We start from the raw sequence: 20,098 nt of genomic DNA on the forward strand, positions 1-20,098 counted from the left end.
TCCGGGGAAAAAGAATGACAGAAACACTAGCGCTATTGCAGCATGAGCCCGTCGAGATTTTGGTCGACGGGCGCGCTGCATACGCGGGCGACATAAGCTCTGCAAGCGCGCATCACATGGTGTTGTCAAACACCAAACAGGCTAACGGAAAACTCGGCACCAAAGGGCTCACCGTGCACCCAGGTAAAGCCGCTGAAATAGTATTCCTAACGCTTTTTGACGATCAGGGCGCACAACTATCCACCTCGGTTACGTTGGAGTCCGTGCGCGGAGACAACTTGAGTGTGGTGCTGCGCAAGCCTGATGCCCCTGAATGCAGAGAAATTCTTAGTAAGCTGCGCCTCATAACCGGCGACGGCCCGGCGGAAGGCCCGGGCGACAAAAATGAAATACTGACCCAATTCCGCAAACGCTCACTGCACCGTATCGACCAGATTATGGACGATTTCCTGGGCAATCTCGCCGACCACCTGTTTGACAAGTCCGCCGACCCGCGCATGCGCAGCAGACAGGAAGAACTCTACGATTCCATGAACACCATCAAACGCAGTCGCCAGTCCATGCGCCAGTCGTTTACCAAACACATTGCTAATTATTTTGATGACCCTGACGCCATGAAACGTGAGACGGCAGAGCCCGTCAACGTTGAAGCCTCTGAGCTCAATCTCGTCGATATCAAGACCTTTGAAGAAGAACTGGAACTAGATCGTATCGTCAAAGGTGGCGAGTACCGCTATGCGGCGCCGCTCGAGTGCATGACCATCCGCTTTGCCGAACTCAACGACGTCGACCCATTAGATGTCGGCCTGCCGATTTCGGTCACACAGATTTGCCAATCCTTTCACGACACCCTCGAAAGCCGCGAATTACCAGACTCAGTAGCAGCTGACATCTATGCATTTTTCTCTTCCGACGTGGTGCGCCAGCTGGGCGAATTTTACGATTCACTGAACACCTTTCTCGCTGATCAAGGCATCAATCCAGGTATTGAAGAACAGGTAGAAAAGCACGGATCGGTGCTCAAGCTACGCAAGAAAAAGACGCCGCCAAAGCCCGATGTCGATCGCACCAGGAAGGATGAAACGCAAGAAAAAAAGCTAGATCATGAAGCAGAATCCGCACCAACGAGCAATTCAGCACAAGCCGGCACTGGCAATGAGGCCGACCGTGAGAACCAGCGCAGCGCTGACAATCGTCAGGGACGTGACAACCAGTTCGGTGCTGGCAACTCATCGAACCAGTCGCCAGAAAATCAGGCTATGCGCGGTGCTCCGGCAGGACCTGCAGGCACTAACTTCGGCAGCCCCAGTAGTAACAGCGCCGCCGCGACCGGCGCTATGCCCCAGTCCGGAAGTAACGTAGCTACCCCGGATTTCTCTGCAGGCAGCGGCGCGCAAGCAGCGCCGGCACAAGCCCCGACCGCAGAGGTGGGCGCTGGCCCCAGTAGTCCACATTTTAATCCTGACACTCTTTATCGATCGGTTATCGAGGCACTAAACTTTCAGCATCAGCACGTTGCCGGTGGCGCTATCAGTGCTGCTGGTGGAGCTAGCGCGGCCATACCAGCTGCCGCAGATGGCACAGGGAGCCTGGGAAACCAGGCTAACCCCGCCATGTTGGCTGCCGCGCTGTCTTCACTGCAACACAGCCCGGACGCGCGATCAGAAGTACAGTCCGCACAATCGCTGCGCGACTACCTGAGTGACAATCAGGGCAAAATAGCGGGTTTGAAGGGGACCGATGGCATCGGTGCGCAAAGCCTCAACCAGCTGGATTTGGTTGATAACCTGTTTGGCAGCCTGCGAACGGATATTGATGTCGCACAGGAGCTGCAGGGCTCACTCGGCGACCTGCACATTCCACTGGCCAAACTAGCACTCATGGAACCGCAGTTTTTCGTCGACGAACAGCACCCTGCGCGAGGCGTCATCGACAAACTGGCACTGCTATCGTCCTCCGCCAACTATCCTAACAGGGCACTAGAAAACCGAGTTTCTGGCGTCGTGAATAATATTGTTCAGGGCTATGAGACCGACAGCGGTGTTTTCGGTGAAGCGCTGACAGATTTGACGCGACTGGTCGACCAGCAGGAAATGGCGCTGGAGCGTAATGTAGAGCGTGTCGTAAAAACACAGGACGGACGGCAGAAGCTGCTGCGCGCACAGCTAGCCGTAGAAAAACTGTTAAGCAGCAGAATTCGCCCCCCCCGTGCACCCAAGTTGATGTTGGACCTGGTGGAACATGGCTGGCGTGATCTGTTGACTCTGACCCACGTTAAAGAAGGCCCCCATAGTCGCTCTTGGCGCGACTACACCAAGACGCTGGATCTACTGTCTCTTTGGCTAATAGAACAGCAGAAGGGTATTTCTGACGAGCAACTGCAAATGGAGCGTGCTCTGGAAGCGGAACCCTTCGTCGACATGATCCGTCAACAGGTCAGCACTGAGTTACCCAGCAATGTGGCGCTGGATCCAGTGTTGGAAGAACTGCTGGAAGTGCTATCCGGACATTCTCCTGTTCAATTAGTCGACATCGAGCATGCACCCTTCGAAGCGAAGGCCAGCCCCGCTGAGACTCGACAACGTATAGAAACACTGCCGCGACTGCGCCGCTGGGTCAAGCGGGTTGAAGAACTTGAGGCTGGAGTTTGGTTACGGTTCCGCGATGATGCCGGTAAAAAGCGTCGCATGCAGTTGGCCTGGATCAGTGAAGAAAAAGACCGCTACGTATTCGTCAACGAGCGCGGACAAAAAATGGCCGACCTCAGCAACGTCGAATTAGCGAGACAGCTTTCACGTGGGGTCAAACCACCCTCGCCCTCTGAGAAGCTATCACTGGTCGATCAGAGCATGTACAACACGCTCGAAACCGTACAAAAAACGCTAAGCTTTGACAATAATCGCGACTCATTGACCAAATTGATTAACAAGAAGGCCTTCTTGGGTCAGCTGGAACTGATGCTCAATCAGGCCAAAACCAGACACTCCCAACACGGTCTAATCTATATTGATATTGACCAGTTCGCCCTGGTCAACGAGGTTTATGACGAAGTAACCGGCGATCAGGTTTTGAGCGAATTTGCACGACTGCTGGCGCAACAACACAGCGACAAGATTTCCTCGGCGCGTCTGGAAGACGATAAATTCGCCGTCCTGCTGAAGGACCGCTCGATAGAACAAACCATAGCGCACGCTGAAAAAATTCGCTCGGATATTGAGCTCAGTCCGATAACGATTGATACCGATCGCGTCTCTTTCACCGTTAGTATCGGCGTTGCTTCCGTGCAGGACTTTCATGATTCGGTTGAACAGGTTATGGCCAATGCCGAGTTCGCCATGCGCAAAGCCAAGACCGACGGCCGCAACAAAGTCGTTGAGTTTCGCGATCAACAATCGCTGGCCGATGAATACAAATCTATTGAATCGGCGGCAATTGCCAAGATTGAAAATACTCTGAAGTCTGACAGCTTCGAACTAAGAGCACAGCCTATCGTTGCAAATGTGCCCAACTTTGCCGACTTGCCGGTTAAGTACTACGAGGTTCTTTTGGGCATCAAAGACGAGCACGGCGAACTCACATCACCGCAGGACTTTATCGTTAGTGCCGAGCGTTTCGGCTATATGGTAGAAGTGGACCGCTGGATTGTGAATGAGGTATTCGCCTGGATAGCCCGACAGATGGATGATCAAAAAGAGATCCCCAATCTGTCAATCAACCTGTCCGGCACCAGTATTTCTGACGACAGGTTCATGGACTACCTGTTCGAGAAAATCTCTGACTACGGCGTTGGCACCAACCGTATTTGTTTTGAAATAACGGAAACCGGAACCATCTCCAATATGACCAAGGCTGCGGATTTTGTGCGCGCCCTGAAGAATATTGGCTGTCGTTTTTCCATTGATGACTTTGGCACGGGGCTAGCCTCGCACAACTATCTGCGCGAACTCCCGGTAGACTATCTGAAGATTGACGGGACATTTATTGCCACTATTCATCAGAATGAAAAAGACTATGCCATGGTCAAATCGATCAATGATCTGGCGCACTTTCTGGGTCAGCAGACGATTGCGGAGTTCGTGGAAAACGACCAGATCATTGCCACACTGCGCACCATTGGCGTCGACTATCTGCAGGGTTGGGGAGTTGGCAAGCCAATACCGTTGACCGAGTTAACCAAATCGCTGCCGCGCCTGCAGACCTGATAACGGGTTATAAAAAGAAGTCTCCGTTCTCGAGTCCTAACATCACTGCCCCGTGGTTACGTCCATACTTACCCGGGGTATTCGCCACATGACCACGCCCAGAGTGCAGATCTCTGAAGTACCGATTCAGTGGGTGGCTCAAGAACATGCCACTAGCACCACAGCAACCCAACAAATTGTCCATCGCGGAGACACAGGCATCCGATACGGCGGCGGAGTCGTAGCGCATTTTCACGCGCTCATCCATAGTCAGGGGCTGATTTGAACGAACAGCTTCCATCATCCGATCAAAGTTCCGATGCAGAACCAATTTCTGCTGATCAACTACGATAGCCGCGTCAGCCAAGGCTTGCTGAGCAACCGGATCTTCTGCCGCTCGTTTGCCATCGTTAATTCCCACTCGCACGCCCATCACCTGGCGATAGCAATCGATAGCTCCCTGCAACGCACCGATACTCGATGATGAAACCGCACGCACAAATATCTGCCCGAATGGGATCTGGAACAGTGCTGCTTCATTGACCTGATTACCAGGACTGCTGCAGTTCAAACCATCCAACGCCTTGTGCGTCCTGTATTCAGGCACAAAAGCGTCGTTCACTATAATGTCGTGACTACCCGTACCCTGCAGCCCCATAACATCCCAGTTTTCTTCTATCGTGTAATCTGCCAACGGTACCAGGAAGGTCCGCATATCGGGCGGATCACTGGAATCCAGAGGCGGACACACCGCGCCCAAAAATGCCCACTGACAGTGCTTGCTGCCGCTGGAAAATCCCCAGCGACCGCTGAGCTGAAAGCCACCCTCTACTCGAGTCACTTTTCCGACAGGCATATAGGACGATGAAATCAGTACCGAATCGTCGTCGGACCAAACCTCGGCTGCGGCCCGGTCATCAAACAGTGCCAACTGCCAGTTATGAATTGCCACTACGCCAAGCACCCAGGCGCTGGACATGCAGCCTTCCGCCAGTGTCATCTGTACGTCGAAAAATACCTGTGGGTCGAGCTCAAAGCCGCCCCAACGCGCAGGCTGACAAATACGAAAGAATCCAGCACGCTGAAAATCCTCCACTGTCGCCTCTGGTAATTTACCCAGCGCCTCACATTCCGAGGCGCGCTCTCGCAGCGTAGGCACCATGTCTCTGGCGGCTTGCAGTAAGCTCGCCGCTAATTGCTCGGCGCCAGCAATAATCGGCGCGGACTCTGAAAGGCTGTTTATAGCGGTATTCATTGACGCTCTCCTTGAGGACTCAAGTCCCGATACGAGCGTAAGATTCTGCTCAGCAGTTGCTGCCTTTACATCACTCAAATAGGTTAAACTCCTGCAATGCTCCGCATAAACGCTGACTATGATGACAAAAATTGATCTGGAATATGATTCGCTGATCGGGTTGATCTATCAGGGCTGCCTGGAGCAGCGGCCCTGGGAGAGTTTTTTACCCAGATTGCGCCAGGTCATGGACGCGCACGCTGTCTCACTAGTGCTGCGACCACCCGCGGCTGGCGACCGCGGAGTTATATTAAACTGCAGGCGCGGCGGCGATGCGGTAGAAGAGCAACTCGCCGATCCCAACGACTGGGAAGCCATGATCTACCGCGAGCAGTTTTTTGCCATAGACCCCTTCATCAATTTGCCACCCGACAAAGTCGTAACGCAACAAGAGCTGGTACCGGATGCTGAGCTACTGAGCAGCGCCTACTACCGGGACTATCTTGAGCCCATTGGGGTTTTTCATATACTAGGTGCCGACACCACCGAGCCACAGGGGCTGATGGCGCGTCTTCGAATTGCGCGCCAGTTGCGTGAGTCTCCTTTTGCCGAGCCGCAAAAAGCGCTTTGTGCCAGATTATTACCGCATCTCAAACGCGCACTGCAAATACATGCCCGCCTGAACCACGCGACCTTGGAGCGAGATCTTTACGCCGGCGCCGTCAATCAGCTCTCCGTAGCCACGATTATTCTGGATGAACAAAGCCGCGTGTTAAACACCAATAGTCTGGCACGCGAATTACTCGCGGAGAACGATGGCCTGGCGCTTATAGAAGATAGACTGAGCTTGGGTGCGCGCAGTGAAAACGATCGTCTACAGCAGATAGTCGGAGCGACTATTAGCGCTCAACTAGCGGACGCTACCAGCATGGCTAGCGCACTAAGGGTGGCGCGGCCCTCCGGCCATCCTGATCTAGGCCTCGTGATCAGGCCGGTACCTGCTTCGGAGTGGGCGAAGGGTCAAGCTAGCCCCTGCGTCGCCATCTTCATTAGCGATCCGCATCATCAGGAAAACGCATCGACGCAGATGCTGACTGAATTGTTCCAATTGACCCCTGCGGAAGCCAATCTTGCTATCAAACTGGCGCGTGGCCTAAGCCTGGCGGAAGTTGCAGAGCAACAAAGCGTGTCTCAGCACACCACTCGCGCGCAACTTAAGTCCATCTTCGCCAAGACGGGTGCAACCCGTCAGGCTGAATTGGTAAGGCTGGTATTAAAGAGCGTAGCGTCGCTAGGTTAGCTCAGCACGGACCCTATGGAGCCGCGAACTTGTGCCCCCATATGCTGGGCAAGGCCGATTTAGTAGGCTTAAAGTTAGCCCAGTCTATCTGCAGTCCTTCGCAGCCAAACTCCATCGGGAAACCCGCGGGCGTGAGCATATAGAAAGACAGCATACGGTCGTTCGTATGGCGACCCAGAGTCGAGGTAACCGGTATATCGCGCGCCAACACGCGATCCAGGCAGTAACCCACCTCGTCTACCGACTTCACCTCAACCATGAGATGGATACAACCTACGGGGCTCTCACCCTGATACAGAGCCAAGCTATGGTGACGCGGGTTGTTCACATGCATGAACTTCAGTCCCAGGCCCGGATCGGCCGGATCGTCGCTGAATTTGAAATGCATAGAATCGGAGTCGCCAAAACCTAATACATCGCGATAAAACGCGTGTGTTTCATCCAGATTAGGCGCCGGCAGCACCGTGTGGCCAAACCCCATGTCACCATTGAAGCCAGTTTCAAAGCTGGGAATACCCACCGGCGAGACAAACTTCAGGTAATCTAGGTCAGCCCCGTGATAAAGCTCCAGCGTGTTGCCAGCTGGGTCCTGCAAACGCAAAAGCTCGCGTACTCGTCGCGCCTGACACTCAGCCTCAGTACCCGCTATGTAGTCAACGCCTGCAGCCTCTAGCTGGACCCGTGCGGTTTGAAAGTCGGCCTCGTCCTGCAGTTCCCAGCCACAAATCTGCAGCCGATCTGACGCGCCTTGCACTACAGCAAAACGGAAAGGTCTTTCATCCATTTTCAAGTAAACAGCGTCGTCCGGCATACCCGGCGCCACCATCAGCCCCAACACCTGTGTGCCGTAATCCAGCCACTTTTGCGGCTCGGTCGATTCTATAACTACATATCCCAGACTACGCACGTTCATGCGGTGGCTCTCCTGTTATCGGTTAAGCAATGCTAGACGTCATTTTGGTGGTCATGGGCATGTGCGTCAACCGATGTCCGACGCAGCTTGCATACGGTATAGGGATACATACCGTATGCAACACGATCGCGGAAATCACGCGTTGTTGCCTGCCGTGACTCGACCACAAGGATAATACCGATGCCTTGCACCGCCGTTACTTGACCTGCATCAAGACCAACCCTATTCACCAAGGTCAACACCCCAGTGAGCCGCCGGTTGTTGCTATTATCGCGTCAGTCACAACTATTTCGACCGTCACAACAAGGACAGCGCAAGTAATCATGGAGTCTTCTCTGCACACCCGCGACTGCGCATCTGAGCGGTTGGCGGAAAAGTATTCAGGCGCGGGGCCACGCTACACTTCGTACCCGACTGTGCCAAACTTCAGCTCCGACTTTCCAGTTGCCGACTTTATTGCCGGCAGGCGGGCACTGCCCCGCAGCATTCAACCCCTTTCACTCTACGTGCATGTCCCTTTCTGCCGTGACATCTGCTATTACTGTGCCTGCAACAAAGTAGTCACCCGAGAAAAAGGTGCCGGTCGCCGCTATTTGGATGCCCTGCAGCGTGAAATCAGCATGCAATCTGAGCTGTATGGGCAGCGACCGGTTACCCAGCTGCACTGGGGAGGCGGCACACCCACATTTCTCGATCACGCGGAAATTACCGAACTGATGCACGAGCTTGCCAGCCATTTTAAGCTGAGCGGCTCACCGCAACGCGAATACTCTATCGAAATCGATCCTCGTACTGTAGATAGTGCCACCATGGCTTTGCTCAAAGGCCTTGGCTTTAATCGTATTTCTCTAGGCGTGCAGGACTTTGATCCGCTGGTTCAAAAAGCTATTAACCGTATTCAACCTTACGCCAAGGTACGCAAACTGGTCGAGGACATCCGCCATCTCGGCTTCGGGTCATTAAGCTTCGATCTTATCTATGGACTGCCGCATCAGGACAGCTACAGTATCAACAGTACCATCGACAGGGTACTGGAGCTGCAGCCGGATCGAATAGCCTGCTATAACTATGCCCACCTACCAGAACGGTTTTCCTCACAGCGAGCCATCGACCGCCACCAACTACCAGACAGCAGCGCCAAGTTAGCGATGCAGATGTTGCTGGCAAAAAGACTTAAAGCAGGCGGCTATGTGCACATTGGTCTGGATCACTATGTGAAGCCAGAAGATGATCTGGCCCTGGCTCAACAGCGCGGACGCCTGCAACGAAATTTTCAGGGATACTCGATTCAGATGGCCCAGGATCTGGTCGCCCTGGGGGCGTCCGCAATCAGCCAGGTGGGGGACAGTTATTTCCAGAATGAACAAGATCTGGACGCCTATTACCAGCGCATTGAAGCGGGGCTTTCGCCGCTCAAGCGCGGCTGCACGTTAACCAAGGAAGACCGCTATCGACGCCACATTATTATGGGACTGATATGCAACCTGAAGCTTGACCTTCCAGCACTAGAGAGTCAGTTCAATCTCGATTTTGCCAGCCACTTCATTGCAGAACTGGAACAACTTGAAGGTATGCAGCAAGACGGTTTAGTCGAATTGAGTGAAGATGAGATAACGGTGACGGAAACCGGACGGCCGTTTCTTCGCATAATCTGCATGGTTTTTGACCAATACCTGCTAGAACCTCACCAGATCCAGCAAACCCTGCGCTATTCGGCCGCAGTGTAAAAGCATATACTGAGAGAAAACCTGCGGGATCACTACTATGACTATTCCACTGCGAGACACCACCACTGCGCCGAGACGCTGCACACACGACTATCAAGTTAGTTGCAGCAACTGCCGACTTGGCACTATTTGCCTACCTCTGGCACTAGAGGCTGATGCGATAGATCAACTGGACGAGATTATTCAGCGTGGCAGACCGCTACAGAAGGGCGATCATTTGTACCGCGAAAGCGACGATTTCAAATCCGTATTTGCAGTGCGCTCGGGATCTTTCAAAGCCTATCGAACCACCGACGACGGTCGTGAGCAGGTCACCGGGTTTTACTTCCCTGGTGAAGTCATGGGAATGGACGGCATCGCCAAGAATTCTCACGCCTGTTCCGCCAAAGCACTAGAAACTGCTGCCGTATGCGAGATTCCGTTTAACTCACTGAGTGACCTCAGTGTAAAAATGCCAACTCTACAGCGCCACTTCTTCCAGTTGATGAGTCGTGAGATTACCGAGGACCAGCAGCTGATTACCCTACTAAGCAAGAACACTGCGGAAGAGCGCATTGCCGCATTGATGCTTAGCATCTCCTCGCGCAATGCCCGCCGCAAACTGAGTGCGACCAACTTCAGGTTGCCCATGTCCCGTATCGATATTGGCAACTACCTGGGTCTGACGGTTGAAACCGTAAGCCGGGTTTTCAGCCGTCTGCAAAAGCTGGAAGTGCTGCAAGTCAGCAACAAGGAAATCGAAATTCTCGATTTAAAGGCGCTGCAGGATGTTGCCAACGTGATTATCGAGACAGAGTAAGAACACAAAAATCAAAAAATCAGCCAATAATCGGGGGAGCCAGAGAACATGATTAATCATGCGATTGGCGTACTATTTAGACCTGCCAGTGAGTGGCAGGACATTGCTCGGCTGCCCGAGAACAGTGTCAACAAACTCGTTCTATATCCGTGCATCATGGCATTACTCCCAGCGGTGGCCTGGTTTTACGGCACCACGAATATCGGCTGGACGGTAGGCGATGGTGACGCTATCAAACTCACCGCCGACAGCGCCCGGACCATTATTATTTTGTTCTACTTTGCCATGGTCGGCGCGGTTGTGGGTATCGGTTACTTTGTACACTGGATGTCACGAACCTATGGGGCTGACTCTAGTATCGCCAAGGGCATCGCTATCGTCGGCTTAACTGCGACCCCATTGTTTATTGCCGGGGCCAGCGGGTTTTACCCCATTCTGTGGCTCGATATGATTGTTGGCGTGATCGCGGTCTGCTGGTCTGTATACCTGTTGTATCTGGGCATACCCATCGTCATGGATATTCCTGAAGAGCGTGGTTTTCTCTTCTCCAGCGCAGTCATCGCTATTTGCCTGGTTATGGTTACTTGCATCATGGTGGGCTCGGTAATCCTCTGGGATTTTGGCGCCGCCCCCGCATTCACAGATTAGAAGGTCGATGGAAAACGCTATGAGCGAACTGAATTCTGCACTGGAACATCCCCAGTACAACTACAAGGTCGTGCGCCAATTTGCGGTAATGACCGTGGTCTGGGGTATCGTGGGTATGCTGGTGGGTGTACTGCTGGCGGCGCAGCTGGTTTGGCCGGTACTCAACTTTGACACTCCCTGGCTCAGTTTTGGCCGTTTACGCCCCTTGCACACCAACGCGGTTATTTTCGCTTTTGGCGGTTGCGCCCTGTTTTCCACCTCACTATTTGTGGTTCAGCGCACCTGTCAGGCCCGGTTGATTTCAGACAAACTTGCTGCATTCGTGTTCTGGGGCTGGCAGCTGGTAATTGTAGCGGCAGTGATAACACTGCCGATGGGCCTGACTACTTCTAAAGAATATGCTGAGCTAGAGTGGCCGATTGATATCCTGATCACCGTGGTCTGGGTAATGTATGCCATCCTTTTCTTCGGCACGATCATGAAGCGCAAGACTTCGCACATCTACGTAGCGAACTGGTTCTTTGGCGCCTTCATCATTACCGTTGCCGTGCTGCACATTATTAACAGCCTTGCGGTACCGGTGGGAATGTTCAAGTCCTACTCTATTTACGCCGGCACCGTCGATGCCATGGTGCAGTGGTGGTACGGGCACAACGCGGTAGGCTTCTTCCTGACAGCCGGCTTTCTAGGCATTATGTATTACTTTGTACCCAAGCAGGCTGGGCGTCCGGTCTACTCATACCGTCTGTCTATCGTGCACTTCTGGGCACTGATAGCCGTCTATATTTGGGCGGGACCACACCACCTGCATTACACAGCGCTGCCAGACTGGGCCCAAAGCCTGGGTATGATTATGTCGCTTATCCTGCTGGCACCGAGCTGGGGTGGCATGATCAACGGCATGATGACCCTGTCTGGTGCCTGGGACAAACTGCGCACCGACCCCATTCTGCGCTTTCTGGTGGTGTCCCTATCCTTTTATGGGATGTCTACCTTTGAAGGCCCGATGATGTCCATCAAGACCGTCAACGCGCTTTCCCACTACACCGACTGGACCATTGGTCACGTCCATTCCGGTGCCTTGGGTTGGGTCGCCATGGTGTCTATTGGAGCCCTCTATCATCTACTGCCGATATTGTTTGCCAAGCAGCAAATGTACAGTATTCCTTTGATTAACGTGCACTTCTGGATGTCGACCATAGGCACGGTGCTGTACATCGCCTCAATGTGGGTGAACGGTATTCTCCAGGGGCTGATGTGGCGCGCTTACAACCAGGACGGCACTCTCACTTACAGTTTCGTTGAATCGGTTGAGGCGAGCTACTCTGGTTATCTGGTGCGTCTGATTGGTGGCCTTATCTTCTTCGCCGGCATGCTTGTCATGGCTTATAACCTCTGGATGACCGCCCGCCAACCTCAGGACCGGTCGCAACCAGTCCCCAGTGCAGCCTGAAGGAGCCGAATATGAAACATGATGTGGTAGAGAAAAATGTCGGCCTGATGATGATCCTGATTGTGGTCGCTATCAGCTTCGGAGCCTTAGTAGAGCTGGTACCCCTGTTTTTTGATAAGCAGACCAATGAGCCGATTGCGGGCCTCAAACCGCATACCGCGCTGCAATTGGAGGGCCGCGATATCTATATTCGTGAGGGCTGCACAGTCTGTCATTCGCAGATGATTCGTCCCCTACGTGCAGAGACAGAGCGTTATGGACACTACAGCGTTGCCGGCGAGCATGTCTACGAACACCCTTTTCTGTGGGGCTCCAAGCGGACCGGCCCTGACCTGGCCCGCGTTGGCGCGCGCTATAGCGATGACTGGCACCGGGCTCATCTGTATAACCCTCGGGACGTAGTACCTGAATCGAACATGCCCTCCTTTCCCTGGCTCTTCGACAATGAGATCGACGGCACCAAAACCGGACGCAAAATGGCCGGCTTGAGAATGGTGGGCGTTCCCTACACCGACGAAGATATAGCCGGCGCAGAAGCGGCCGTAAGCGGCAAGAAAGAAATTGATGCAGTGGTCGCTTATCTGCAGCAACTGGGCCTACTGATCAAGGCCAAGCGCTGATCATGGATATCAATACGCTGCGCGGGCTGAGTACGCTGTTTTTGTTAGTGGTTTTCATCGCCCTGGTTTTCTGGGCGTATAGCGATCGGCGTAAAAAGGATTTCGATGAGGCGGCCAATCTACCGTTTGTAGATGATGAGCCCGTCGAGTCAAAAGATAAAGTTGGAGAAGATTCATGATGAGTAGTTTCTGGAGTGCGTGGATTATAGTCCTGACTGTAGTGAGTTTGGCGGGAATACTATGGATCCTGTTGGCCAATCGCACCGCGGGCGAGCAAGAGACGGACCGCACCACTGGCCACGCTGCAGACGGCATTGAGGAATATGATAACCCCCTGCCCTATTGGTGGTTTCTTATGTTCCTCTTCACCATCATATTTGGCGTGGGATATCTGATCGCCTACCCGGGGATGGGTAACTTCAAAGGTCTATTGGGCTGGACCCAAATTGGTCAGTGGGAGAAAGAAGTTGCCGCTGCTGATGAGCGTTTCAGCGGTGAACGCTTTGCCTATCTGGCGATGCCTATTGAAGAAGTCGCCGCAGTGCCCGCCGCCATGAAAATGGGACAACGTATGTTTGCCAATAACTGCGCCAGCTGCCACGGCGCTGACGGCAAGGGCAGCTATGGTTTTCCCAACCTGACGGACAACGACTGGCTCTATGGCGGCGAACCTGACGCGATCGTCGCCACTCTGGTGCACGGGCGTAAAGCCGCTATGCCAGCTTGGGGTGATGTCTTGGGTGATGAAGGTGTTCGCAACGTCACCGCCTACACGCTGAGCTTGAGCGGTCGCAACGTTGATGCCGAGCATGCAGCGGCTGGCAAGACCCAGTACGACATGTTCTGCGTTGCCTGCCACATGCCCAGCGGCGAGGGAAACCCTCTGTTTGGCGCGCCCAATCTGGCCAATGGCATTTGGCTCTACGGTGGCGATAGCATGCAGGTATCGCATTCAATACGAGCCGGCCGCAACGGTGAAATGCCCGCCTTCGCAGACTTAATCAGTGAAGACAAAATCCACATAATTTCAGCCTACGTATATAGTCTGAGTCGCAGTACTGACTAACGGGGACCCGATGTCTGAAGTTGATCTGATCCCGGTCGAGGAACTCGCACCGGCAGAAGTCGCCGAGCTTGATCTTTACCAGAAACGAGAAAAGATCTACACCCGAAAAATTGAAGGCTTTTTTCAGCGTATCAGGCTGTTTACCGGCTGGCCGTTGCTCATCGCCTATTTTTTGGTGCCTTGGCTAAGCTGGGGCGACCGTCCTGCGGTACTGTTTGATCTACCTGCACGTCAGTTTCATATCTTCTTTATGACTTTTTGGCCACAGGACTTCCCACTGCTCGCCTGGCTGATGATTATCGCCGCCTTTGCGCTGTTTACGGTAACCACGATTGCAGGACGCATCTGGTGTGGCTACACCTGCCCGCAAACCGTCTGGACCAGCATTTTCATGTGGATGGAGCAAAAAGCAGAAGGCAGCATGAATCAGCGGCGCAAGCTCGATGAGGAACCGTTTTCAATCACCAAGCTCTCCCGTAAACTCGCTAAACACGGTATGTGGATGGGCTTCGCATTTTTTACCGGGCTGACATTCATAAGCTATTTTTATCCGATTCGTGAGCTCATCGTTGACCTGATTACGCTGCAGGCGGGCATGATGGCCACCGCCTGGACTGTCTTCTTCACGCTCGCCACCTACATTAATGCAGGCTGGCTGCGTGAACAGGTATGCATGTACATGTGCCCCTATGCGCGCTTTCAATCAGTTATGTTCGATCACGATACGCTCATCGTGTCTTATGATGAACGTCGCGGTGAGACACGCGGCGCGCGCAAGCGCGACGCCGACCCGGCCAGTCTTGGCCTCGGAGATTGCATCAGTTGCCAACTGTGCGTACAGGTCTGCCCCACCGGCATCGACATTCGCGATGGCTTACAATACGAGTGTATTGGCTGCGCCCTGTGCGTCGACGCCTGCGACTCGGTTATGGACAAAATGGGTTATGAACCCGGGCTGATCCGTTACACCAGCGAGCGCGAACTGGAAGGCGGTAAAACTCACTGGCTACGACCACGCGTGATAGGCTATTGTCTGGCTGTGGTTGTCATGTGCAGCGTGTTTTCCTGGCATGTCCTAACTCGCGTGCCGCTGGAGCTAACGATTATCAGGGATCGTGACCAGCTTTACGTTGAAAGCCCCGATGGTGGGTTGGAAAACGTCTATCTCCTACAAATTGTCAATATGGACCAACAACCGCATCGCTACCAGATACGCATTGAGGGATTGGAAAATGCTCGTATTATCGGGAACCCACAGGTCACTGTTGACGCCAGCGAAGTGCGCACGCTACCACTTCGTGTTGCCGCCGACCGCGCCCAGTTCAGCCGCCCCAGCACCGAGTTTAATTTCGTGATCACGGCATTAGATGGTGCCAAATGGGAGGCCACCTCAGAAACTCGGTTCCTCACGCCGGTGAGTAATTGATGGACGAGCTGCCGTGGTATCGCTATATCTGGACCTGGGTCATCTTTGGCCTGCCTGCCATAGTCGTCGTAGCCGGTCTATCGACATGGTGGATAGCCGCTAACGATGCCGACTCGCTGGTGGTCGACGAGTACTATAAGGAAGGCCTCGCCATCAACCGTCGCCTCGACCATGAGGCTGCAGCTGCGCGGCTAAATATGCGCGCCGAACTGACGGTCGCGGACGCCATGCTAACAATCGTAATGAGTGGTGACGCAAAACCTGCGGCACTGTCGGTGCTACTGTCACATCCATTAGATGCAGATCTGGACCAGACGCTGCGCGTTCCAAAAGTCGGCGACAGGCTGTACCAGGTTCCAATCCAATTGCCATCACAGCCTCGCTGGCACTGGCGTATCAAGCCGCTTGCCAATACTGCACAGGAATGGCAGTTGCAGGGCGAGCTCATCCGCTAGGCAATTATGTCGCCACCTACAACCTGCTTCCATTGTGGTGAAGCCGTTCCCCGCGACTACACGCTTACTGCGCTTATTGATGGCATCGAACAACCCATGTGCTGCCCCGGCTGCCGTGCCGTAGCAGGTATGATCGCGGCCAGTGGTCTCGAGTCGTTCTACACCTTACGCACCGACTTTGCCCCCAGGCCAGAAGTCGATACGCCGATATCAGACGCCTATACACTGTTTGATGAACCTGAGAATCACTCCGGCTTTGTCAGCATGGTGTCCCCGGACATCCACGAAGCTCGCTTGCTTATTGCGGGGATCAGTTGCGCGGCCTGCACCTGGCTAATCGAAAACTCTTTGCGCAATCTGCCAGGTGTTGTCAGTGCAGAACTCAATCTGGCGCAGCACAGTCTGCGTGTACAGTGGCAGGAGTCTGAGTTAAAACTGAGCCGCATTTTTCATAGCATCGCCACGCTGGGCTACCAGCCTTATCCATGGAAACTGTCACTGGGCGCCGAGTTGATTGCCACCGAACAGCGGCAGTCGCTCAGGCAGTTGGCCGTGGCGGGGCTTGGCATGATGCAAGTGGGGATGTTTGCTATAGCTTTGCACGCGGGAGAAATTCAGGGTATCGCTGACGAATATCGCAGCCTGCTGCGCTGGGTGAGCCTGATTGTTTCCAGTGTGGTTGTGGTGTATTCCGCGCGCTCATTTTTTCGCAACGCCTGGATCAACTTACGGCAGAAGCATCTGGTGATGGATACGCCAGTGGCGCTGGCCATTGGCCTCGCTTGGACCGCCAGCGCCTACGCCACATTTACCAACAGCGGTCAGGTGTACTTTGACTCCGTATCGATGTTTACCTTTTTCTTGCTGCTTGGACGCTTCGTAGAACGGCGTACACGGCAGCAGGAACTGTTGCGCCAAATTGATCTGCAATCTTTATTGCCCACGACTGCGCGCAAGGCCGTGGACGGCGACTGGCAACAGGTACCCTGCCACGCACTCAACACCGGCGATACTCTATTATTGAACGCCGGGACTCAGGTTCCTGCCGACGGCCGGTTGCTCGTTGGCACTGCCAGCGTTGATGAAGCAGCACTCACTGGCGAGCATCAACCTCGTGCAGTGTGCCCAGGAGATACCGTCAGCGCCGGAACGGTTCTGCTTGAGGGTAATCCGCAGCTGGAGGTACTGGCGGCAGGTGATGCCACGCGCATTGCGCAGACGCTGGCACTGTCTGATGTAGCCCAGCAGCACAAACCACCCATCGCCCTGTTGGCTGATCACATAGCCAGCTACTTTGTTGCGGCGATACTGTTTATTGCGGGGGCGGTGGCATGGTATTGGTGGCAGCAGGATCCGCAGCGCGCGCTGTGGGTGACTCTGTCAGTGCTGGTAGTCAGTTGCCCCTGCGCGTTGGCATTGGCAACACCGGCCGCTCTCGCACGCGCCAGCACTGCCCTGAAGCGCCGCGGGCTGCTGTTATGTAAGGAGTCTGTGTTGGAAAAGCTGCGCGGCATCGATACGGTTCTATTTGATAAAACAGGCACGCTGACGCGCGGTGATCTCACCCTGGCTTCTACCCACACTTTTGCAAATACTGATGAACAATTGTGCCAGCAATTGGCCGCTGCGCTTGAACAGTACAGCAATCACCCGGCCGCGCGCGCCTTTGGTGACAGCGGCTCGGTGCAGCTAGTGCAACCCGTCAACACGCCAGGACGCGGTGTCAGTGCCAGCTGGCAGGGTCAGCACTACCGTATTGGCAGCGCTGAGTACGCCCGCGAGCTTAACCCGGGGTTACTGCAACACCCGGCAACAGAGGGTTACTGGATTGTTCTGTGTTCAGCTACCGCAACGCTGGCTTGGTTCCGACTAAGAGACCAGGTGCGACCGGAAGCGGCAAGCATTGTTGCCGAACTTAAGCGACTCGGCTTGCGCGTGGAATTGTTGACAGGTGATAGCTCCAGCGCTGGTAGCGAACTCGCCGCGAAACTGTCTATGGATGACTGTCACAGTGGCCAGAGCGCAGCACAGAAACTCGAATATCTGCGTCAGAAACAGGCTGCCGGCCACCGCGTGCTCATGGTCGGCGACGGTCTCAATGACGCCCCTGTGCTGGCTGCGGCTGACGTTTCTATCGCCGTTAGTGGTGCTACCGACCTGGCCAAGGCCAGAGCGGACGCAATCGTCATTAACAATCGCCTGCAACCGCTACTCGATGGCTTTATCTATTCCAAACGATGCTTCCACATTATTTATCAGAATATAGCTTGGGCGCTGGCGTATAATGCCAGCCTGATACCACTAGCAGCGGCAGGCATGGTGCCACCCTGGGCAGCTGCCATCGGTATGTCATTGAGCTCGCTGCTGGTAGTGACCAATAGCTTGCGACTGAAGTAACCGCGCTGCACGCGAAGAGGCAAACTATGGACAGCCTGTTTTTACTCATCCCCATCGCGCTGGTATTTTGTTTTATCGCCATCCGTTTGTTGCTGTGGGCTATAGACGCCGGGCAATACGATGACCTCGACAAAGAAGCCTCACGTATTCTGATGGACGATGCTCCCACCGGAGCTCCAAAAAGCTCCACCCAAGACGATGACTCCGGACGCTGACTGGCAGCCCGCCGCGGCGCTGGTGCTGGGTCTGTTGGGAAGCAGTCATTGTCTGGTTATGTGTGGAGGTATCGGCGCGGCGCTGGGCATGGGCACGGGCGGTAAAAGTCGCTGGTTCCTGTTGCTGCTGTTCCAACTGGGTCGCATAGCCAGCTATAGCCTGCTAGCGCTAACCATCAGCATCATTCCCAGCTTGTTCATAGCGGCCACCGGCGGCTTCAGCGTGCTGAGGATACTGGCCGGCCTGTTGCTTATCAGCATGGGTTTCTATATCGGTAACTGGTGGCGCGGTCTGGTGGCGCTGGAAAATATCGGGCAGTTACTGTGGCGTCAGGTACAACCGCTGACCCAGCGTATGCTGCCAGTGACCAGTGCACCCCAGGCCATTGGTATCGGCTTGTGCTGGGGCCTGCTGCCCTGTGGGCTCATATACACAGCGCTGGTTTGGAGCGCCAGCGCCAGCGGCGGTGAACCACTGCAAGCAGCGCTGCTAATGGCGTGCTTTGGATTAGGTACCCTACCCTCGATGTATTTAAGCAGCACCGCTGGCAAGCAGCTCATGCAGGTTTTGCAATCAAGACACTTGCGGCGCGGTGCTGCCATTATGCTGATGCTGATGGGACTGTGGACCATACTTGGCCCCGCCAGTATGCAGCATGGCGGACATGGCGATCACGGTAGCGGAACACAGCCTGAAACAGTGGCACCAGACCATGATATGCATCAGCACGGTTAACGGAGCGGTTGTCAGTTCAAAGCCGGGGACGATACTTAAGGTTCAATCAGCAAACGTAACCTGAGCCGTCAGCGCGGCCGCACCAGCAGGGTCAAAAACTGTCAGGCTAGCACCATCTGCTGCTACCGGCCCTCCACGCAAGCGCAGGGTCTGGCCAGAAAATAACGGGCTCAAAGCGCGAAAGCTGAAGTGTCCAACCTCCCGTGAATCATTCCTGCGCACCAGTTCTGACAATAACATCGCGGACAGTGGGCCATGCACTACCAGATCAGGATAAGCCTCCTGCTGCCGGGCATACTCAAGGTCATAATGAATACGGTGACTGTTAAACGTTAGCGCAGAAAAGCGCATCAGTAGCACCGGATCGCTCTCCACATCCAGATTCCAGTCAGCCGCTTCCAGAGGTGCCAGCTGTTTGTTAACAAGGGTACTGGATGCCGGTGCCGTCACTGCAGGTAGATAGATAAAATCCCGCTCCTCTTCCACACACAGCTCACCGTCTTGGGAGTAATGAAAACTCACCGTAACAATGAACAAACCACCACGCGAGTTGGGTTTTTCTTTGATCTCTTTAACCGTTTCCAGCAACTGCGTAGGAACGCCGATCCGCAGGCTGCGATGATAAAGAGTGCGACCACCGGCGAACATACGTCTGGGGTGCGGCACCGGGGGCAAAAACCCCCCTTTAAGAGGATGACCGTCAGGACCAATACGACTGCTGGGCGCAGTCTCAAGAAAGTAGAGCCAGTGCCACAAACCTGGCAGCACTGTCTCAGACACCGGCTCACGCCCTGGTTCAGGCGCAATCAGGGGTAAATCAAGTAGTGCAGTCATGGCCTGCACCGGCCACGGGTCCAGTACTGCGTCTGTGCGGCGCTCGCGCCCCACCCACTGCTGTAAATCTGCCACTTCTGTCACCAACCTAGCC

Annotated in this window: 17 protein-coding genes; 14 read left to right on the top strand and 3 right to left on the bottom strand. The window is 54.4% G+C overall.

The features are described from left to right. Positions 1-14: 14 nt before the first annotated feature. Positions 15-4,202 (top strand): DUF1631 family protein, encoded by a 4,188-nt coding sequence (locus tag EYC98_RS13465; protein ID WP_279245857.1) that lies wholly within the window; start codon positions 15-17, stop codon positions 4,200-4,202. Positions 4,203-4,209: 7 nt separating this feature from the next. Here the strand turns inward: EYC98_RS13465 and EYC98_RS13470 are convergent, their stop codons facing one another. After that, positions 4,210-5,436 (bottom strand): acyl-CoA dehydrogenase family protein, encoded by a 1,227-nt coding sequence (locus tag EYC98_RS13470; protein WP_279245858.1) that lies wholly within the window; start codon positions 5,434-5,436, stop codon positions 4,210-4,212. Positions 5,437-5,554: 118 nt separating this feature from the next. On the opposite strand from EYC98_RS13470, the gene EYC98_RS13475 reads away from it, so the two are divergent. After that, on the top strand, positions 5,555-6,715 hold the full coding sequence (locus EYC98_RS13475) for a helix-turn-helix transcriptional regulator (RefSeq protein WP_279245859.1): 1,161 nt from the start codon (positions 5,555-5,557) through the stop codon (positions 6,713-6,715). 13 nt (positions 6,716-6,728) lie between these two features. On the opposite strand, the gene EYC98_RS13480 is transcribed toward EYC98_RS13475, so the two are convergent. Continuing rightward, entirely contained in the window at positions 6,729-7,628 is a 900-nt protein-coding gene (locus tag EYC98_RS13480) for a VOC family protein (protein ID WP_279245860.1), read from the bottom strand. A 323-nt stretch (positions 7,629-7,951) separates the two neighbouring features. Between EYC98_RS13480 and hemN the strand changes: the two genes are divergently transcribed. From hemN to EYC98_RS13540, 12 genes are read left to right on the top strand one after another with little or no spacing between them, the layout of a single operon-like run. Further along, on the top strand, positions 7,952-9,355 hold the full coding sequence (gene hemN, locus EYC98_RS13485; protein ID WP_279245861.1) for an oxygen-independent coproporphyrinogen III oxidase: 1,404 nt from the start codon (positions 7,952-7,954) through the stop codon (positions 9,353-9,355). Between the two features lie 37 nt (positions 9,356-9,392). After that, a complete protein-coding gene (gene fnr / locus EYC98_RS13490; protein ID WP_279245862.1) occupies positions 9,393-10,154 on the top strand; it encodes a fumarate/nitrate reduction transcriptional regulator Fnr in 762 nt (253 codons plus the stop codon). A 48-nt stretch (positions 10,155-10,202) separates the two neighbouring features. Then, positions 10,203-10,802, top strand: coding sequence for a Yip1 family protein (locus tag EYC98_RS13495; protein WP_279245863.1), 600 nt, complete (start codon positions 10,203-10,205; stop codon positions 10,800-10,802). A 19-nt stretch (positions 10,803-10,821) separates the two neighbouring features. Next, positions 10,822-12,255: a cytochrome-c oxidase, cbb3-type subunit I gene (gene ccoN, locus EYC98_RS13500; protein ID WP_279245864.1), complete on the top strand. Its 1,434-nt coding sequence runs from the start codon at positions 10,822-10,824 to the stop codon at positions 12,253-12,255. Positions 12,256-12,266: 11 nt separating this feature from the next. Next, positions 12,267-12,875: a cytochrome-c oxidase, cbb3-type subunit II gene (ccoO, locus tag EYC98_RS13505; protein WP_279245865.1), complete on the top strand. Its 609-nt coding sequence runs from the start codon at positions 12,267-12,269 to the stop codon at positions 12,873-12,875. Between the two features lie 2 nt (positions 12,876-12,877). Next, the gene (locus EYC98_RS13510; RefSeq protein WP_279245866.1) at positions 12,878-13,054 is read left to right on the top strand and encodes a CcoQ/FixQ family Cbb3-type cytochrome c oxidase assembly chaperone; all 177 of its coding nucleotides are present in this window, start codon (positions 12,878-12,880) and stop codon (positions 13,052-13,054) included. Then, entirely contained in the window at positions 13,051-13,941 is an 891-nt protein-coding gene (ccoP, locus tag EYC98_RS13515; RefSeq protein WP_320415556.1) for a cytochrome-c oxidase, cbb3-type subunit III, read from the top strand. The genes EYC98_RS13510 and ccoP overlap by 4 nt, the downstream gene beginning before the upstream one ends. Positions 13,942-13,951: 10 nt before the next feature. Further along, positions 13,952-15,367, top strand: coding sequence for a cytochrome c oxidase accessory protein CcoG (ccoG, locus tag EYC98_RS13520; protein WP_279245867.1), 1,416 nt, complete (start codon positions 13,952-13,954; stop codon positions 15,365-15,367). Further along, a complete protein-coding gene (locus EYC98_RS13525; RefSeq protein WP_279245868.1) occupies positions 15,367-15,822 on the top strand; it encodes a FixH family protein in 456 nt (151 codons plus the stop codon). The genes ccoG and EYC98_RS13525 overlap by 1 nt, the downstream gene beginning before the upstream one ends. Before the next feature lie 6 nt (positions 15,823-15,828). Beyond that, positions 15,829-18,219, top strand: a complete 2,391-nt coding sequence (locus EYC98_RS13530) for a heavy metal translocating P-type ATPase (protein WP_279245869.1) — start codon at positions 15,829-15,831, stop codon at positions 18,217-18,219. 26 nt (positions 18,220-18,245) lie between these two features. Continuing rightward, positions 18,246-18,434 (top strand): cbb3-type cytochrome oxidase assembly protein CcoS, encoded by a 189-nt coding sequence (gene ccoS, locus EYC98_RS13535; RefSeq protein WP_279245870.1) that lies wholly within the window; start codon positions 18,246-18,248, stop codon positions 18,432-18,434. Beyond that, positions 18,418-19,170 carry a sulfite exporter TauE/SafE family protein gene (locus tag EYC98_RS13540; protein WP_279245871.1) on the top strand — a complete coding sequence of 251 codons (753 nt, stop codon included), beginning with the start codon at positions 18,418-18,420 and terminating at the stop codon, positions 19,168-19,170. The genes ccoS and EYC98_RS13540 overlap by 17 nt, the downstream gene beginning before the upstream one ends. A gap of 42 nt (positions 19,171-19,212) precedes the next feature. Here the strand turns inward: EYC98_RS13540 and EYC98_RS13545 are convergent, their stop codons facing one another. After that, positions 19,213-20,088 carry an HTD2 family dehydratase gene (locus EYC98_RS13545; RefSeq protein ID WP_279245872.1) on the bottom strand — a complete coding sequence of 292 codons (876 nt, stop codon included), beginning with the start codon at positions 20,086-20,088 and terminating at the stop codon, positions 19,213-19,215. Between the last annotated feature and the right edge of the window lie 10 nt (positions 20,089-20,098).

The sequence above is a fragment of the Candidatus Litorirhabdus singularis genome (genome assembly GCF_026262625.1).
GTDB lineage: Bacteria > Pseudomonadota > Gammaproteobacteria > Pseudomonadales > Halieaceae > Litorirhabdus > Litorirhabdus singularis.

What these genes read in the sequence shown, in the direction of transcription:
- EYC98_RS13465 (WP_279245857.1), top strand. Translation starts at nt 15, where the DNA reads ATGACAGAAACACTAGCGCTATTGCAGCATGAGCCCGTCGAGATTTTG.
- EYC98_RS13470 (WP_279245858.1), bottom strand. Translation starts at nt 5,436, where the DNA reads ATGAATACCGCTATAAACAGCCTTTCAGAGTCCGCGCCGATTATTGCT.
- EYC98_RS13475 (WP_279245859.1), top strand. Translation starts at nt 5,555, where the DNA reads ATGATGACAAAAATTGATCTGGAATATGATTCGCTGATCGGGTTGATC.
- EYC98_RS13480 (WP_279245860.1), bottom strand. Translation starts at nt 7,628, where the DNA reads ATGAACGTGCGTAGTCTGGGATATGTAGTTATAGAATCGACCGAGCCG.
- hemN (WP_279245861.1), top strand. Translation starts at nt 7,952, where the DNA reads ATGGAGTCTTCTCTGCACACCCGCGACTGCGCATCTGAGCGGTTGGCG.
- fnr (WP_279245862.1), top strand. Translation starts at nt 9,393, where the DNA reads ATGACTATTCCACTGCGAGACACCACCACTGCGCCGAGACGCTGCACA.
- EYC98_RS13495 (WP_279245863.1), top strand. Translation starts at nt 10,203, where the DNA reads ATGATTAATCATGCGATTGGCGTACTATTTAGACCTGCCAGTGAGTGG.
- ccoN (WP_279245864.1), top strand. Translation starts at nt 10,822, where the DNA reads ATGAGCGAACTGAATTCTGCACTGGAACATCCCCAGTACAACTACAAG.
- ccoO (WP_279245865.1), top strand. Translation starts at nt 12,267, where the DNA reads ATGAAACATGATGTGGTAGAGAAAAATGTCGGCCTGATGATGATCCTG.
- EYC98_RS13510 (WP_279245866.1), top strand. Translation starts at nt 12,878, where the DNA reads ATGGATATCAATACGCTGCGCGGGCTGAGTACGCTGTTTTTGTTAGTG.
- ccoP (WP_320415556.1), top strand. Translation starts at nt 13,051, where the DNA reads ATGATGAGTAGTTTCTGGAGTGCGTGGATTATAGTCCTGACTGTAGTG.
- ccoG (WP_279245867.1), top strand. Translation starts at nt 13,952, where the DNA reads ATGTCTGAAGTTGATCTGATCCCGGTCGAGGAACTCGCACCGGCAGAA.
- EYC98_RS13525 (WP_279245868.1), top strand. Translation starts at nt 15,367, where the DNA reads ATGGACGAGCTGCCGTGGTATCGCTATATCTGGACCTGGGTCATCTTT.
- EYC98_RS13530 (WP_279245869.1), top strand. Translation starts at nt 15,829, where the DNA reads ATGTCGCCACCTACAACCTGCTTCCATTGTGGTGAAGCCGTTCCCCGC.
- ccoS (WP_279245870.1), top strand. Translation starts at nt 18,246, where the DNA reads ATGGACAGCCTGTTTTTACTCATCCCCATCGCGCTGGTATTTTGTTTT.
- EYC98_RS13540 (WP_279245871.1), top strand. Translation starts at nt 18,418, where the DNA reads ATGACTCCGGACGCTGACTGGCAGCCCGCCGCGGCGCTGGTGCTGGGT.